The organism is Rhodanobacter thiooxydans (assembly GCF_030291135.1).
GTDB classification, from domain to species: domain Bacteria; phylum Pseudomonadota; class Gammaproteobacteria; order Xanthomonadales; family Rhodanobacteraceae; genus Rhodanobacter; species Rhodanobacter thiooxydans_A.
The window spans coordinates 1,462,549-1,476,059 of record NZ_CP127409.1 but is presented as its reverse complement, the minus strand read 5'-3'; the positions used below and the strand labels follow the sequence as shown (position 1 = coordinate 1,476,059).

Genomic DNA, 13,511 nt, shown 5'->3' with positions numbered 1-13,511 from the left:
AGCCTGAACGCCAGCCGCAAAGACAATCGTTTATCCGCCCGGCGCGATTGACCGCTCGCAGCGGCGCTCCGATCATGGGCGGATGCCCAGCCTGCTCCGCTTCCTCCTGCTCCTGCTGCTGACCTTTGGCAGCACCGTGTCGCCTGCCCAGGACAACGACCAGCCGCCACCAGCCACCGCGCCGGCAGCAACCCCTGCGCCGACACTGGAACAGCTGGGCAGCCAGCTCGACACGATCAAGGCCTCGCTGAAGAACAAGACATCCGATACACCGCTGGCCGATCTGCGCAACACCGCGCTTGGCGTGCAGGACCAGGCGAGCGAACTGGCCATCAGCCTTGCGCCGCAGATGACCGCGCTGCAGGCGCAGCTCGCCGTGCTGGGTCCGGCGCCGGCGAAGGGCGCGCCGGCGGAGGCGCCGGAAGTCGCCGCACAGCGCCGCAAACTGGACAAGGCCCAGGCCGACTTGGACGCGCAAATCAAGCAGGCGCAGTTGCTCGGCCAGAACGCGACGCAACTGGCGGCGCAGATTTCCGGCCTGCGCAACGACGAGTTCCAGGCGCGGCTGGCCTCGCGCACGGCAACCCCCTTCAGCCACACGTTCTGGGCCGACCCGGTACGCACGTTTCCGGATGACGTGGTGCGGCTCAAGCGCCTCGGCTCGCGCTACGCCAGCGCCGTGGCGCAGGCATGGCAGCCGCCGAACCGGCAGCCGCTGGTGTGGTGCCTGATCGCCGCAGCACTGCTGCTCGGCGGCGGCCGCTGGGTGCTGGAGCGGCTGTTGCTGCTGCTGGCCACGCGCCACGTGCCGGACGGCCACCTGCGGCGCAGCGCGATGGCCACCGCGGTGGCGCTGACTGCGGTCCTCACCACCGGACTCGCGGCGCAACTGGTCTACCTGGGATTGAACTGGAACGACATCCTGGACGACGACCTCGCCGCACTGGCCACCAGGGTGGTCGGGCTGGTGTGTTTCGCCGCCTACGTGACCGGGCTGGGCCGGGCACTGTTGTCGGTGCGGAGGCCGTCGTGGCGCCTGCCTGCGCTGTCGGACCTGGCGGCGCAGCGGCTGCGCCTGTTCCCGTGGCTGCTGGCCGCGGCCGCGCTGCTGTTCGGCCTGCTCGACCGCACCAGCCGCGCGGTCGGCACCAGCCTGCCGGCCTCGGTGGCCACGCGCGGCTTGTTTGCGCTGGTCATCAGCGGGCTGATCGGCCTGGCTTTGCTGCGCCTGCGCCGCACCCGCCAGGCGGCCGCCACTGCCGATGGCGCCGAGCCGGAACATCGGCCGCTATGGATCGGCCTGCTCACCGCAGCGGCCACGCTCGGCGTGATAGTCAGCTGGCTGGGCGTGGCCACCGGTTTCATCGCGCTGGCGTTCTTCGTCGCCGTGCAGATGCTGTGGATCGGCGTGATCGTGGCCACGGTATACCTGCTGATCTACCTGCTCACCGACCTGATCAACACTACGCTGTTGCCGCACGGGCGCGGTGGCCAGCGGCTGCAAGCCACCTTCGAGCTGGCGCCGCACACGCTGGAGCAGGCCGCCGTGCTGCTCGCCGGCATCTGCCGCGTGGGGTTGGTGCTGCTGGCTCTGGCCACCGTGCTGACCCCGTTCGGCGCCGGGCCGAAGGACCTGCTAGCCAGCGCCGAGCAAACCCTGGGCAACGTCAAGCTGGGCGAGCTGGCGATCAATCCAGGCACCATCTTCGGCGGCGTGCTGGTGCTGCTGGCCGGGATGTTCGTGCTGCGCATGCTCAAGCGCTGGCTGGCCGAGCAGTTGCTGCCGAAGTCCACGATGGAAAAAGGCATGCAGGACTCCATCGTCACCCTGCTCGGCTACGTCGGCGGCCTGCTGGTGGTGGTGCTGACGCTGGCGGCGTTGCACGTGGACCTGAAGAGCATCACCTGGATCGTCAGCGCGCTGTCGGTGGGCATCGGCTTCGGCCTGCAGGCGATCGTGCAGAATTTCATCTCCGGCCTGATCCTGCTGGTTGAGCGGCCGGTGAAGGTGGGCGACTGGGTCAGCCTGTCGAGCGACGTCGAGGGCGACATCCGCCGCATCAACGTGCGCGCCACCGAGATCCAGATGGGGGACCGCTCCACCGTGATCGTGCCGAACTCGCAGCTGATCACCCAGAACGTGCGCAACGTGACCCTGGCCAACGCGCAGGGCCGTGTGCAGATCAAGCTGCCGATGCCGCTGGACACCGACGCTGGCAAGGTACGCGAACTGGTGCTGGGCATCCTGCGCGCGCACCACGGCACGCTGGCCGTGCCGGCACCGTACGTGCAGCTGGAAAACCTCAACAACGGCGTGATGACGTTCAACTGCGTCGCCTATGTCGGCAGCCCGCGCGAGGTCAGCGGCGTGAAGAGCGACCTGCTGTTCGAGATCCTCAAGCGCCTGCGCAGCGAAGGGCTGCCGATGACCAGCCCGCAGAGCATGCTGGTGCGCACGCTGCCGCCGCTGGTCGAGGAAGACGAACCCACCGGCTGAGGCGGCGGCGCCGCGACGATGCCCGGCAAGACAGCGAACGGCGGGCGCGCTAGCCTGTGCGTGGTTTTCGCCAACGGAATCCCGTCATGCCGGCACCCCATCCCCACGGCAGCACCATCATCCCCTGCCTGCGCTATCGCGACGCGCATGCCGCCATCGAGTGGTTGTGCAAGGCGTTCGGTTTCGAGAAACAGGCGGTTTACGAGAACGAGGATGGCGGCGTGGAGCACGCCCAGCTCACCTTTGGCAATGGCATGGTCATGCTCGGTGAAGTGCGTGACAACGCATTCGGCCAGCACATCGCGCAGCCCGACGAGATCGGCGGCCGCGAAACGCAGTGCGCCTGCGTGACCGTGGTCGACTGCAAGGCGCATTACCTGCGGGCGAAGGCCGCCGGCGCGGTGATCGCCGACGACTACGCCGAGCAGGACTACGGCGGCGCCGGCTACAGCTGCCACGATCCGGAAGGCCACCTGTGGTACTTCGGCAGCTACGACCCGTGGCAGCCCGAGCCGGCCTGACAGAAAAAGAGGCCGGCTTGCGCCGGCCTCCTGCTCACGCGGATGGCGACTGCACCGTTACGGCGTGCAAGCCTTGCCATGCTCGGCGTGATTGCCCTTGGCCTTGGCGTCGGCTTCGCTCATGTACTCGCCATGCTTGGTCTTGCCGTACCACTTGTCGTTCGGGCAGTGGTAAACCTTGCTGCTGGCGTTGACCCAGACCATCCCCGCACCGCCACCCGGCGCCGCGGTGGCAGCCGGCTTGGTCCAGCCCATCGACGACTTCTTCGGCGCGGCTGCAGGCGCGGCCGGTGTGGCCGGTGCGGCTGCGGCGGCGGGTGCCGTCACTGCAGCTGGTGCAGCGGCAGGTGCCGCCTTGGCAGCCGGTGTGCTGGCAGCGGCGTACCACTCCTGCACACCCTTGTGTCCCCGACAGGCACCGCGCTTGGTGGCGGTGCTGGTATAGCTGCCGTCCTTGCACTGACCGGTCGAACCGGACGGGGCGGACGCCTGTTGCGCATAGACCGCCGGCATCGCCAGCAGACAAGCAAGTGCGATGGCGGCAAGACTCGAAGATTTCATGCAGATTCCCTCCAACGTGAGTTCGCGATGACGCTCCCAAGCACCCCCTATCGCAGCGCTTGCAGCATGACTATGCCGCGGAACCATGGCGACAAAACGTGATGGTGGTACGGCATTCATCCGGCAGTCGGTTGCCTCGAACGAACTTGCGACGTGTCCCGCCGGCTGACACGCGACATGCACCGGAAAAAGCAGTGGCTGCACGGCTCTGTCGGCAGGCCGCGCAGGGCACCAAGGCTGGAACCGCTACGGCGCGGTGGCGGCCTTCAGTTTCGTGTCCGGCCGCGCGACTGCATACATTTCCCACGCCATCTGCTTGAGCAGCCCCTGGCGATCCTTGCCCTGCACATACAGGTCGAAGTGGGTGCGGTCCGGCAGGAAGCGGAAGTCCGACTTCGCGCCCAGTGTGTCCAGCACCGCCTTGAGCTTGTGCGCGGCACCGTCGAGATAGAAGGTGTCGGCGGTGCCCACCACCACGTGGATCTTGCCGTCCAGGTCGCCTTGCAACCGTGGCCAGTTCGTCTGCACGAGGTGGGCGATGTCGTAGTGCTCGCGCCAGTACGCCACCACCGAGGGATCGACGGCGCCGGTGTCGCGATCGAACATCGGCAGCGGCCGGCCATCCGCGCCGCGCGGCGAGAACACCCATTCGAACGAGGCCATCTGGCCGCCGTATTCGCCCAGCACGCGCTCGAGCTTCGCGAACGCCTCGAAGCTGGCGATCACCTTGCCCTTGTCGCGCACCAGCGGGTAGGCCGAACCGTTCGCCCGGCGATAGACGTTCGCGTGCGGCGTGTACAGGTCCACGCCGGTGAAGTCGTGAAAATCACTGGGATCGGGCGAGGTCGACCAGGTGCCGCCGAAGATCGTCGGATAGCGCGCCTGCAGCCACAGCGTGGCCCAGCCACCGGAGGAATGCCCGGTGAGGAAGCGGCCGGACGGTCGCGCATCCATGCGATAGCGCGATTCCAGCTGCGAGATCAGCTCGGTGGTGAGCGCCGTGCCCCATGGCCCGTTGTTCACCGAGTCGGCGAATTCGTGCGTGCCGGTGGGGCTGGACTGGTCCAGGAACACCCAGATCATCGGCGGCATCTGCTGCTCGGCCATCGCGCCGTAGACCATCGCGGCGCTGCCGGCGAGCGATGCCGTGCTGCCACCGTAACCGTGGGTGGCATACACCACCGGCCAGGTCTGCTTCGCGCCTGCGTCGTAACCCGGCGGCAGCAACACCCAGCCGCGCATGTGGATCGGGCGTCCCCAGAACGCGCTCAGCGCCGGGCTGACGAAATCCAGCGGTTGCGCCGCGCGGCGCGCCTCATCAAGGTGCTTGCGGGTGGTGTCGCTGAAGTAGCGCGCCGGCAGATCCCACGGTTCGCGCGCGGGCAGCACGCGGTCCAGGCTCAGCTTGGGTATCACCTTGGCCGGCAGGTGCAGCTTCAGCACCGGGCTGATCAGGTCGCCCGCGCCGCGCCCGCCGTAGTTGTAGTCGTGGTTGACGTCGAGCACCGCCTGCACGAAGTAGTCGCCGGGCGGCAGTTGCGACCAGCCGGCTGGGTATGCCAGTGCATCGGCGTCGATCTCCACGCCCTGCCCCGGCACCAGCCGGCTCACTTCGCGCGTTGCTACCGAGGCCTGGGTGGCGCCGAACGGATTCGCGTCCACCTCGTCGACCTTGCCGTCCTTCGCCGCGGCGATGGCCGCCTTGGCCTCGGTGGCGAACAGCAGCAGCCGGCCCGAGGCCGGTTGGGTCAGCGCACTGCCCAGCTCGACACGGAACGGGCTGTGCGCCACCGGCGCGTCGGTGCGTGCCAACGCCACGCCGGCGAACAGGCCGCAGCCCAGCACGATCGCTAGTGCACGATGCATGTCACGCATGTCGATTCCCTCCGTATCGCAACAGTGGAATGGTTCAGGGCCTGCTCAATGCTTGTCGGTATCGGGCTTGTCCGCGACCGGCACCATGCGCAGGTCCTGGAAGTCGAAGCTGAAATCGGTCAGCGGCGAGATTGGCTGCATGCGTACCTCGCTGACATGGCCGTCCACGTCCAGGCTGAAGGTGATGAAGGCGTCGGCGTTGAGCGTGCGGTCGTCCCAGCGCACGGTGAAGGTGTCGTGCTGCCATGGTGTCATCGTGCCGACCAGTTGCGCGGTCTTGGAGAAACGCAGGCGCAGTTTGCCGTTCTCCTGGCTGACGATGACGTCGCCATACCACGGGTCGCGGTAGGTGCCGGCGTACTTCGCCAGCGGCAGCGACGGCTTGCTGCGCTTGTCGCGCGCGGCTTCATGCTTGGCCAGGCTGTCGTCGGCCTTGGCCTCGGATTTCTTCACCGCCTTGTCGTACGCGGCGACCCAGTCGATCTTGTGTTCCGGGTTCAGGTACGCATCGAGCACGCGATAAGTCACCGCATTGAACGCGGCACCGGATTCGGCATTGGTCAGCACCACCACGCCGAGCTTCAGCTCCGGCACCAGGGTCACTCGCGAGACCATGCCGGGCCAGCCGCCGGTATGCCAGACCAATTTCTGGCCGCGGTAGTCGGACAGGAACCAGCTTTCGCCGTAGCCGGAGAAGTTCGGCACCAGCGGCGCCAGTTCCGGAACCGGCGGCTTGCCGATCTTGATCGGGGTCAGCACGCTCCACATCTCGCGCTGGCTGTCCTCGGAAAACAGCCGCGCCGGCTTGCCGTCGGCGCCCATCGTCGGCAACGCGCCACCGGCCAGTTGCACGTTCATCCACTTCGCCAGGTCGTGCACGCTGGAGTAGATGCCGCCAGCGCCGGGGTCGTTGAGCCAGGCCATCGGCGGCACCGGCTTGAGATCCTTGAAGTCGGCCTTGGCGTGGCCGGTGGCTACGTCCATGCCGGGTTTCAGGTACGTCATGTCGACCAGCGAATCGTCCATGCCGACCGGCTTGAACAGATGATCGCGCACGTAGTCGGCGTAGCTCTGGCCGGAAGCCTGCTCAATCACCAGGGTGGCTACCGCGAACAGGATGTTGTCGTAGGCATAGCCGCTGCGGAAGCCGTTCTTGATCGGCACGCGGGCCAGCCGCTCGACCACTTCCTTCGTGCTGTACGACGTCGGCGGCCAGTACAGGAGATCGCCGGCGCCGAGGCTGAGGCCGCTGCGATGCGCCAGCAGGTCGCGGATGCGCATCTCGTGGGTGACGTACGGGTCGGACATGCGGAACCACGGCAGGTGGTCGATCACGCGGTCGTCCATCCTCAGCTTGCCCGCGCCGGCCAGCTGCTGCAGCGCTGCGGCGGTGAATGCCTTGGTGTTGGAGGCGATCGCGAACAGCGTGTTCGCATCCACCGGCGCCGGCTTGCCGAGCTCGCGCAGGCCGAAGCCCTGTTCCATGACGACGTGGCCGTCCTTGACGATCGCCACCGCGATGCCGGGCACGTCGAAGGTCTTGCGGGCGCTGTCAACGTAGGCGGAAAAGTCCTGCAGCTGCGCCGGTAGCAGCGGCCGCGTGGTGTCGCCAGTAGAGACCGGCGGTGGCGACTGCGCGGCCGGCGACTGCGCCGAAACGGCGGTGGCGGAAACGAGCAGCGCGCAGCACAGCGCAAGGCGCAGGGAAAGGGGTCGCTGGGACATCGAAGGCTCCGCGGTTGGCAAGGCCGCCACTATCGCGGCAAACCGGGGGGCAAGGCCAGCGCTGGAAGTCACGGCTCGACGCCGCATGCCGCAGCACCGATCATGGCGCCAGCATGCCGCGCCGCGCGGCCACGTCCGACCGAGGAACGCGATGGACCCGATGGTGGAATGGATCGCCGCCCACGCCCTGCGGCTGTGGGCGCTGCTGCTGTTGCTGGCCCTGCTGGCCGGCGACCTCGCCTGGCAACATAACGCACGCTGGCAGCGCCAAGCACTGGCCCGCGGCCGCACCGCCATCGTGCTGCGCTGGCAGATCGGGCTGATCCTGCTGCTGGCACTGGCCCTGCTGTTCCTCGCCATCGCCTCCGCGGTCGCCGGCCAGCAGGCCGGCGAGCTGGCGCGCTTCGACACCGACCTGGCCGAGCACCTGCATACGCAGTTGCCGCTGCCGGTGTTGCGCGGCATCGCCGTGGTCACCCATCTCGGCGACCTGTGGTGGGTGGCCCCCACGGCCGCCGTGGTGGCCCTGCTGCTGTTGCTGCGCCGGCACTGGCAGCTGGCAGGCATCTGGGTGGTGGCCCTGCTCGGCATCCTGCCGATCAATGGCGGCCTCAAGGCGCTGTTCCAACGGGTGCGGCCGCTGCATGACCACGGCTTCATCGTCGAACCCGGCTGGAGTTTCCCCAGCGGCCATGCGTTCGGTTCCATCGTGTTCTACGGCATGCTCGCCTACGTGCTACTGCGTCTGCTGCCGCCGCGCTTCCACCGCGCAGTGATCGCCGCCGCCGTGCTGCTGGTCGGCGTGGTCGGGATCAGCCGCGTGCTGCTGCAGGTGCACTATTTCAGCGACGTGATGGCCGGCTATGCCGCCGGTGCGGCGTGGCTGGTGCTGTGCATCGGCGCTGCCGAACACCTGCGCATGACGGCAACGAGGACATTGCCATGAACGACCTGTTCGCCCCCGCCAGTCACGACGCCCCCCGCATCCGCGTCGGCATCGGCGGCTGGAACTACGCGCCGTGGCGCGACAATTTCTATCCCGCCAAACTGGTGCAGCGGCGCGAACTGGAATACGCCAGCCGCCAGCTGCGCGCGATCGAGATCAACGGCACGTTCTACGGCGCGCAGAAGCCGGCGACCTACGCGAAGTGGGCGGCCGAGACGCCGGCCGGTTTCGTGTTTTCGCTGAAGGCGCCGCGCTACATCACTGAGGGCAAGCGGCTGGCCGACACCGGCAAGGGCGTCGGCGGCTTCGTGCACGGCGGGCTGGCGGAGATGGGCGACCGGCTGGGGCCGATCCTGTGGCAGCTGCCGCCGTCGCGCCCGTTCGACGCCGGCGACCTCGCCGCCTTCCTCGACGCGCTGCCGCGCGAACTGGACGGCCGGCCGCTGCGCCACGTGCTGGAAGTGCGCCACGCCAGCTTCCTCGACGCACGCTACGTGGAACTGGCGCGCGTGCATCGCGTGCCGACCGTCTTCACCGACTCGCCCGACTACCCCTCGCTGGCCGACCTCACCGGCGACTTCGCCTATGCGCGGCTGATGCGCAGCGCCGACGAGTTCCCCGCCGGCTACGCGCCGGCCGAACTGGATCGCTGGGCCGACCACGCGCGCCGCTGGGCTGCGGGCAACGACATCGCCGAACTGCCGCACGCCGCCGCGCTGCAGCCACCGGGGCCGCCGCGCGACGTGTTCGTGTTCTTCATCAGTGCCGCCAAGCACCGCAATCCCGCCGCGGCGATGGCGCTGCAGTCGCGCGTGGATGCTTCCGGCTGATCAGCCGGCGCGGTAGTTGTCCACCTCGCGATAGCGCCGCGCATACAGTCCGAACGCCAGCGCGGCGAGCAGCGCGAACGCGGCGAAGAAGAACATCTGGAACGCGGTGACGCTGAGCCCCGTGCTGGCAATGGAACCCGTGACGGTTTCATTGCGCACCGCCGCGTTGGCCAGCAGCACCCACAGGTTGCCGATGGTCGTGGTGAGGTTCCAGAAACTCATCACCACACCCTTCATCGACGCCGGCGCCTGGCTGTAGGCGAACTCCAGCCCGGTCGCCGAGACCAGCACCTCGCCGAACGTCAGCAGCGCGTACGGCAGCACCTGCCACACGATCGACAGCGGATCGCCGCCGTCGATCACCACCTGCAGGCCACCGACCACGATCCACGCCAGGCCGCTGAACGCGATGCCCGCGGTCATCCGGCGCAGCGCGGTGGGCTCGTAGCCGAGGCGGCGCAGCAGCGGGTACAGCACCAGGTTGTTGAACGGGATCAGCAGCATCACCAGCATCGGGTTCAGCGCCTGCATCTGCGCGGCATGGAACCACGACGGCATGGTCATCCCGTGGCCCTGCACCACCCAGGTCGAAGCCTTCTGGTCGAACAGCGAGAAGAACGGCGTGGTCAGCGCGAAGATCACCAGCACGCGCAGCACGTTGCGTGCGCCGTCCACCGCCGCGTCCGGATGCTGGCCGCGGGCGCGCTCCATCTGCAGCCAGGCGCCGCCGCCGACGCCGCCAATCAGCGCCACCAGGGCGAGACAAGCCACGATCACGAAGCCAAGCGAGTCGATCAGGCCGAAACCGGCCAGCGCCACCAGCACACCAGCGACCGCGATCCACAAACCGGGCCGTGCCTGGCCGGGCCGATGGGTCAGCAGCGCCGTGCGCAGCACCCGCGAGAACGCGTTGGGGTCCGGCGGCGTCGGCGGCAACATCACGTACTGCTTGCGGCCCAGCCAGAACACCACGGTGGCGACGAACATCAGGCCGCCGGGAATGCCGAACGCCACCGCCGCGCCGAAGTGGTGCAGGAACAGCGGCATCAACAGCGAGGCGAAGAACGAGCCGAAGTTGATGATCCAGTAGAACGCGTCGAACACCACCTTCGCCAGGTGCTTGTTCGACCGGTCGAACTGGTCGCCCATGAACGACGCCACCAGCGGCTTGATGCCGCCCGCACCCAGCGCGATCAGCCCCAGCCCGGTGAAGAAGCCGAGGCGGTTGTGCTCGAAGATCGCCAGGCAGGCATGGCCGAGGCAGTACACCAGGCTCATCCACAGCACGGTGTTGTACTTGCCGAAGAAACGGTCGGCCAGCCAGCCGCCCAGCAGCGGGAAGAAGTACACGCCGATCACGAAGGTATGGAACACGTCCTTCGCCGCCAGCGTACGCTGTCCTTCCGGCAGGTACAGCAGCAAGGTGGTGATCAGGAACGGGGTGAGGATGTTGCGCATCCCGTAGAACGAGAAACGCTCGCAGCCTTCATTGCCGATGATGTAGGCAATCTGCCGCGGCAGGCGCCCACCGGCGTGGTCGGGGGTGGTGCTCATCCATACTCCAGGGATCGGGTGGGCGGCGGGCGGCGCCGCATCCACGGGTCCACTGGAGTGTGCGCAATTTCTTGCGGTCACGAAACCCCATGGGCAACGTCTCTCGCGTGGCCCGTCGCTTCGCCCTGTTAAGCTCGCGGCGCATCCACCGCCAACCAATCCACATGCGCCAACTCAAACCACTGATCCTGCTGGCATTCATCGTCTTCGCGGTGGTGATGTGGAACCGCCACGCCAGCACGCCGCCGGCCAGCACCGGCCCGGCGGCAAGCGCGGACAGCAGCGCATCGCCCCGCGCGCCGGACCGCCCTGCCGGCACCGACGCTTCCGCCTTCCTGCCGGCGGAGGCGCACGCCACGCTGGACCGGATCGCCCGCGGCGGGCCGTTCGAGCACAGCCAGGACGGCGCCGTGTTCGGCAACTACGAAGGCCTGCTGCCGCAGCAGCCGCGCGGCTACTACCACGAGTACACGGTGGAAACGCCCGGCGCACGCAACCGCGGCGCGCGACGCATCATCACCGGCGGCACGCCGCCGGTGACCTGGTACTACACCGACGATCATTACCGCAGTTTTCGCCGTTTCGAGGCGGGCCGATGAGTACGCACGGCTTCGACCTCGACCTGACCCGCGCCGCCATGAACGGGGTGTACTTCGTCGGCGCCGACGACTTGGGGCGACTGGCCCGCGGCGCCGGCGAGGCACAACTGCATGTGTGCCGCACCGACCTGGCCGGCTGCCGCGACAAGGACGAACTGCTGCGCCGGCTCGCCGTCTCGCTGCAGCTGCCGGCCAGCTTCGGCCACAACTGGGACGCCCTGGCCGACTGCCTGCGCGACCTCGGCTGGCTGCCGGCCTGGGGCTACGTGCTGCTGTTCGAGCACGTCGACGAATTGCGCCAGTCCGCCGCAGCCGACTATGACACCCTGCTTGGCATCCTCGACGACGCCGCCACCTTCGGTGGCGATCACGACACACCGTGGTTCGCGTTCCTGGCGCTGCCCGACAGCGCGTTCGACGAAGATCATCCGTCCGCCTGAACGCGGCCTTCCCCCTCATTCCGGAAAACCATGCAAACCATCGACTTTGAACTGGAAGGCGACTACGTCGAGCTCAACCTGCTGCTGAAACTGGTCGGCCTGTGCGACAGCGGCGGTGCCGGCAAGGCGATCGTGGCCAGCGGCGCGGTGCGCGTCGACGGCGTCATGGAACTGCGCAAGACCTGCAAGATCCGTGCAGGCCAGGTGGTCGCCATCGACGACGTGGAGATCCGCGTACTGGCTGATCCCGAGGCCTAACCCGGCAGGCTGTCCAGCCGCTGGTCCAGGCCGGTGTGCGCGGGCAGGCGCAACAGGAACTCTTCCTCCAGCACGCGCCGTATCGCGGCGCTGTCGCGCAAGGCGTGCCGCTCGGGCTCCTGGCCCAGCCGACGCATGGTGAATTCGCGGTTGAGCAGGCTCAGGCGCCGGTCGGCGGTGGTGCGCGCCGCGATCAGGTTGCGCGGGAAGCGCGAGGCCGCGTGCGTGGAGACGTAGTGGTTGGCCACCACGTAGTCGACCATCTCGCAACGCCGCAGGTCGAAGCGGTACAGCGTGAACCATTGCCCGCGCACGAATGACTGCATGCGCCATTCGCCGTCGCGCTCGACCAGCCGGAACGGTTCATGGCCGGTCGGTTGTTCCACGTCGGCCTGCAGCCGCAGCGCACCGGTCAGCACCTGGTTGCCGAAGCCGACATCCGCCAGCCAGCTTTCACCACCCAGCTCGACGCGCAGCAACATGTGGGTCTGCGCGGTGACGGCATCCTCCGGGTGCTGCCACAGCACGCGCGCGATCAGCCCCGACACCTCGAAACCGATCGTGCGCAGCACCGCGGCGAACAGCAGGTTCTGCTCGAAGCAGTAGCCGCCGCGGCCATCGTGCACCAGCTTGCGCTCCAGCGCCGGCGTATCCAGTTCGACCGGCAGGCCGAGCAGCGGGTTGAGGTTCTCGAACGGGATCGCCGCCACGTGCGCCACGGCCAGGCCGCGCAGGGTGGCCAGGTCGGCAGCCACACTGCCGTGCCAGCCGACGCGCCGCAGGTAGGCGCCCAGATCGATGGAACCGTGCATCCCTAAACTCCGTGAAACCGATGGACAATGATGGTACCGGGCCGGCCACCGCCGCACAGGTAACCGATGGCATACGCCCGGCGAAGAGCAGGTATCGGCCACCCGATGGCCATGCCGGCGAGGCGCAACATGATCCGTCGCAGCACACTCCACATCATGCCGCTGGCCGCCCTGCTCATGCTGGGTGTGAGCGCTTGCCCGCCGGTGTCCGCCGCCAGCAGCACGCTCCCGGCGCCGACCGTCGATGCCCGCAAAACCGTTGCCCACGGCGAACAGGTCGCGGTGCTGGCCGGCGGCTGCTTCTGGGGCATCGAGGCGGTGTTCGAGCACGTCAAGGGCGTGCATCGGGTGATCGCGGGCTACTCCGGCGGCAACGCCGATACAGCCCATTACGACGAGGTCAGCGAAGGCGACACCGGCCATGCCGAGTCGGTGCAGGTGCATTTCGACCCGGCCGAGGTCAGCTACGGCACGCTGCTGCAGGTGTTCTTCTCGGTCGCGCTCGATCCCACCGAACGGAACCAGCAGGGCCCGGACGTCGGCAGCCAGTATCGCTCGGTGATCTTCTACGGCAACGCCGAACAGCAGCGCATCGCCGGTGCCTATATCGCGCAACTGGGCGTGGCGAAATCCTTCCCGGCGCCGATCGTGACCCAGCTCGTGCCGCTGCGGGGGTTCTACCCGGCCGAGGCGTACCACCAGCATTACTTCCAGCGGCATCCGAACAACCCGTACATCGTCTACAACGACGCGCCCAAGGTGGCGCAGCTGAAGCAGCTGTTCCCGGCGCTGTACCAGCCGGACCGACAAGTGGTGGAAGTTCAGCTGCACTGATTTGGGCGAGGCGGCACGCCTCCCATCTTGCGTGAAGCGGCGCGGCCCCCATCTCGGGA

13 protein-coding genes are annotated in these 13,511 nt (G+C 68.1%); 8 read left to right on the top strand and 5 right to left on the bottom strand.

Annotated elements, in window-relative coordinates; genetic code table 11:
• The first annotated feature begins 82 nt into the window (after window positions 1-82).
• Together QQA13_RS06625 and QQA13_RS06620 are read left to right on the top strand one after the other, a co-directional pair.
• Window positions 83-2,497, top strand: a complete 2,415-nt coding sequence (locus QQA13_RS06625) for a DUF3772 domain-containing protein (protein WP_108471393.1) — start codon at window positions 83-85, stop codon at window positions 2,495-2,497.
• Window positions 2,498-2,583: 86 nt separating this feature from the next.
• On the top strand, window positions 2,584-3,018 hold the full coding sequence (locus tag QQA13_RS06620; RefSeq protein ID WP_108471394.1) for a VOC family protein: 435 nt from the start codon (window positions 2,584-2,586) through the stop codon (window positions 3,016-3,018).
• Window positions 3,019-3,075: 57 nt separating this feature from the next.
• On the opposite strand, the gene QQA13_RS06615 is transcribed toward QQA13_RS06620, so the two are convergent.
• The 3 genes from QQA13_RS06615 to QQA13_RS06605 form a co-directional block, all read right to left on the bottom strand.
• A complete protein-coding gene (locus QQA13_RS06615) occupies window positions 3,076-3,579 on the bottom strand; it encodes a DUF3761 domain-containing protein (RefSeq protein WP_108471395.1) in 504 nt (167 codons plus the stop codon).
• A gap of 246 nt (window positions 3,580-3,825) precedes the next feature.
• A complete protein-coding gene (locus tag QQA13_RS06610; protein WP_108471396.1) occupies window positions 3,826-5,454 on the bottom strand; it encodes an alpha/beta hydrolase in 1,629 nt (542 codons plus the stop codon).
• A 45-nt stretch (window positions 5,455-5,499) separates the two neighbouring features.
• The gene (locus QQA13_RS06605; protein WP_108471397.1) at window positions 5,500-7,179 is read right to left on the bottom strand and encodes a serine hydrolase; all 1,680 of its coding nucleotides are present in this window, start codon (window positions 7,177-7,179) and stop codon (window positions 5,500-5,502) included.
• A 151-nt stretch (window positions 7,180-7,330) separates the two neighbouring features.
• Here QQA13_RS06605 and QQA13_RS06600 point away from each other — a divergent pair, with 151 nt between their 5' ends.
• Both QQA13_RS06600 and QQA13_RS06595 read left to right on the top strand, forming a co-directional pair.
• Window positions 7,331-8,125: a phosphatase PAP2 family protein gene (locus tag QQA13_RS06600; protein ID WP_108471398.1), complete on the top strand. Its 795-nt coding sequence runs from the start codon at window positions 7,331-7,333 to the stop codon at window positions 8,123-8,125.
• On the top strand, window positions 8,122-8,955 hold the full coding sequence (locus tag QQA13_RS06595) for a DUF72 domain-containing protein (RefSeq protein WP_108471399.1): 834 nt from the start codon (window positions 8,122-8,124) through the stop codon (window positions 8,953-8,955). The genes QQA13_RS06600 and QQA13_RS06595 overlap by 4 nt, the downstream gene beginning before the upstream one ends.
• On the opposite strand, the gene QQA13_RS06590 is transcribed toward QQA13_RS06595, so the two are convergent.
• Entirely contained in the window at window positions 8,956-10,509 is a 1,554-nt protein-coding gene (locus QQA13_RS06590) for an oligopeptide:H+ symporter (protein ID WP_108471400.1), read from the bottom strand.
• Between the two features lie 164 nt (window positions 10,510-10,673).
• Between QQA13_RS06590 and QQA13_RS06585 the strand changes: the two genes are divergently transcribed.
• Genes QQA13_RS06585 through QQA13_RS06575 form a run of 3 tightly spaced genes read left to right on the top strand, consistent with a single transcriptional unit; the run spans window position 10,674 to window position 11,806 of the window.
• Complete coding sequence (locus tag QQA13_RS06585) at window positions 10,674-11,108, top strand: ribonuclease domain-containing protein (protein WP_108471401.1); 435 nt, start codon at window positions 10,674-10,676, stop codon at window positions 11,106-11,108.
• Window positions 11,105-11,548, top strand: coding sequence for a barstar family protein (locus QQA13_RS06580; protein ID WP_108471402.1), 444 nt, complete (start codon window positions 11,105-11,107; stop codon window positions 11,546-11,548). Before QQA13_RS06585 ends, QQA13_RS06580 begins: the two co-directional genes overlap by 4 nt.
• Before the next feature lie 30 nt (window positions 11,549-11,578).
• Window positions 11,579-11,806, top strand: coding sequence for an RNA-binding S4 domain-containing protein (locus QQA13_RS06575; protein ID WP_108471403.1), 228 nt, complete (start codon window positions 11,579-11,581; stop codon window positions 11,804-11,806).
• On the opposite strand, the gene QQA13_RS06570 is transcribed toward QQA13_RS06575, so the two are convergent.
• Complete coding sequence (locus QQA13_RS06570) at window positions 11,803-12,618, bottom strand: arylamine N-acetyltransferase family protein (protein WP_108471404.1); 816 nt, start codon at window positions 12,616-12,618, stop codon at window positions 11,803-11,805. The genes QQA13_RS06575 and QQA13_RS06570 overlap by 4 nt on opposite strands.
• 129 nt (window positions 12,619-12,747) lie before the next feature.
• On the opposite strand from QQA13_RS06570, the gene msrA reads away from it, so the two are divergent.
• Window positions 12,748-13,452, top strand: a complete 705-nt coding sequence (gene msrA, locus QQA13_RS06565) for a peptide-methionine (S)-S-oxide reductase MsrA (RefSeq protein WP_108471632.1) — start codon at window positions 12,748-12,750, stop codon at window positions 13,450-13,452.
• The last annotated feature ends 59 nt before the right edge of the window (window positions 13,453-13,511 follow it).

Bases quoted from the DNA above. Each gene is read 5' to 3' on its own strand.
- QQA13_RS06575 (WP_108471403.1), top strand. From the start codon at position 11,579: ATGCAAACCATCGACTTTGAACTGGAAGGCGACTACGTCGAGCTCAAC.
- QQA13_RS06580 (WP_108471402.1), top strand. From the start codon at position 11,105: ATGAGTACGCACGGCTTCGACCTCGACCTGACCCGCGCCGCCATGAAC.
- QQA13_RS06610 (WP_108471396.1), bottom strand. From the start codon at position 5,454: ATGCGTGACATGCATCGTGCACTAGCGATCGTGCTGGGCTGCGGCCTG.
- QQA13_RS06620 (WP_108471394.1), top strand. From the start codon at position 2,584: ATGCCGGCACCCCATCCCCACGGCAGCACCATCATCCCCTGCCTGCGC.
- QQA13_RS06625 (WP_108471393.1), top strand. From the start codon at position 83: ATGCCCAGCCTGCTCCGCTTCCTCCTGCTCCTGCTGCTGACCTTTGGC.
- QQA13_RS06615 (WP_108471395.1), bottom strand. From the start codon at position 3,579: ATGAAATCTTCGAGTCTTGCCGCCATCGCACTTGCTTGTCTGCTGGCG.
- QQA13_RS06600 (WP_108471398.1), top strand. From the start codon at position 7,331: ATGGACCCGATGGTGGAATGGATCGCCGCCCACGCCCTGCGGCTGTGG.
- QQA13_RS06570 (WP_108471404.1), bottom strand. From the start codon at position 12,618: ATGCACGGTTCCATCGATCTGGGCGCCTACCTGCGGCGCGTCGGCTGG.
- QQA13_RS06590 (WP_108471400.1), bottom strand. From the start codon at position 10,509: ATGAGCACCACCCCCGACCACGCCGGTGGGCGCCTGCCGCGGCAGATT.
- QQA13_RS06585 (WP_108471401.1), top strand. From the start codon at position 10,674: ATGCGCCAACTCAAACCACTGATCCTGCTGGCATTCATCGTCTTCGCG.
- QQA13_RS06595 (WP_108471399.1), top strand. From the start codon at position 8,122: ATGAACGACCTGTTCGCCCCCGCCAGTCACGACGCCCCCCGCATCCGC.
- msrA (WP_108471632.1), top strand. From the start codon at position 12,748: ATGATCCGTCGCAGCACACTCCACATCATGCCGCTGGCCGCCCTGCTC.
- QQA13_RS06605 (WP_108471397.1), bottom strand. From the start codon at position 7,179: ATGTCCCAGCGACCCCTTTCCCTGCGCCTTGCGCTGTGCTGCGCGCTG.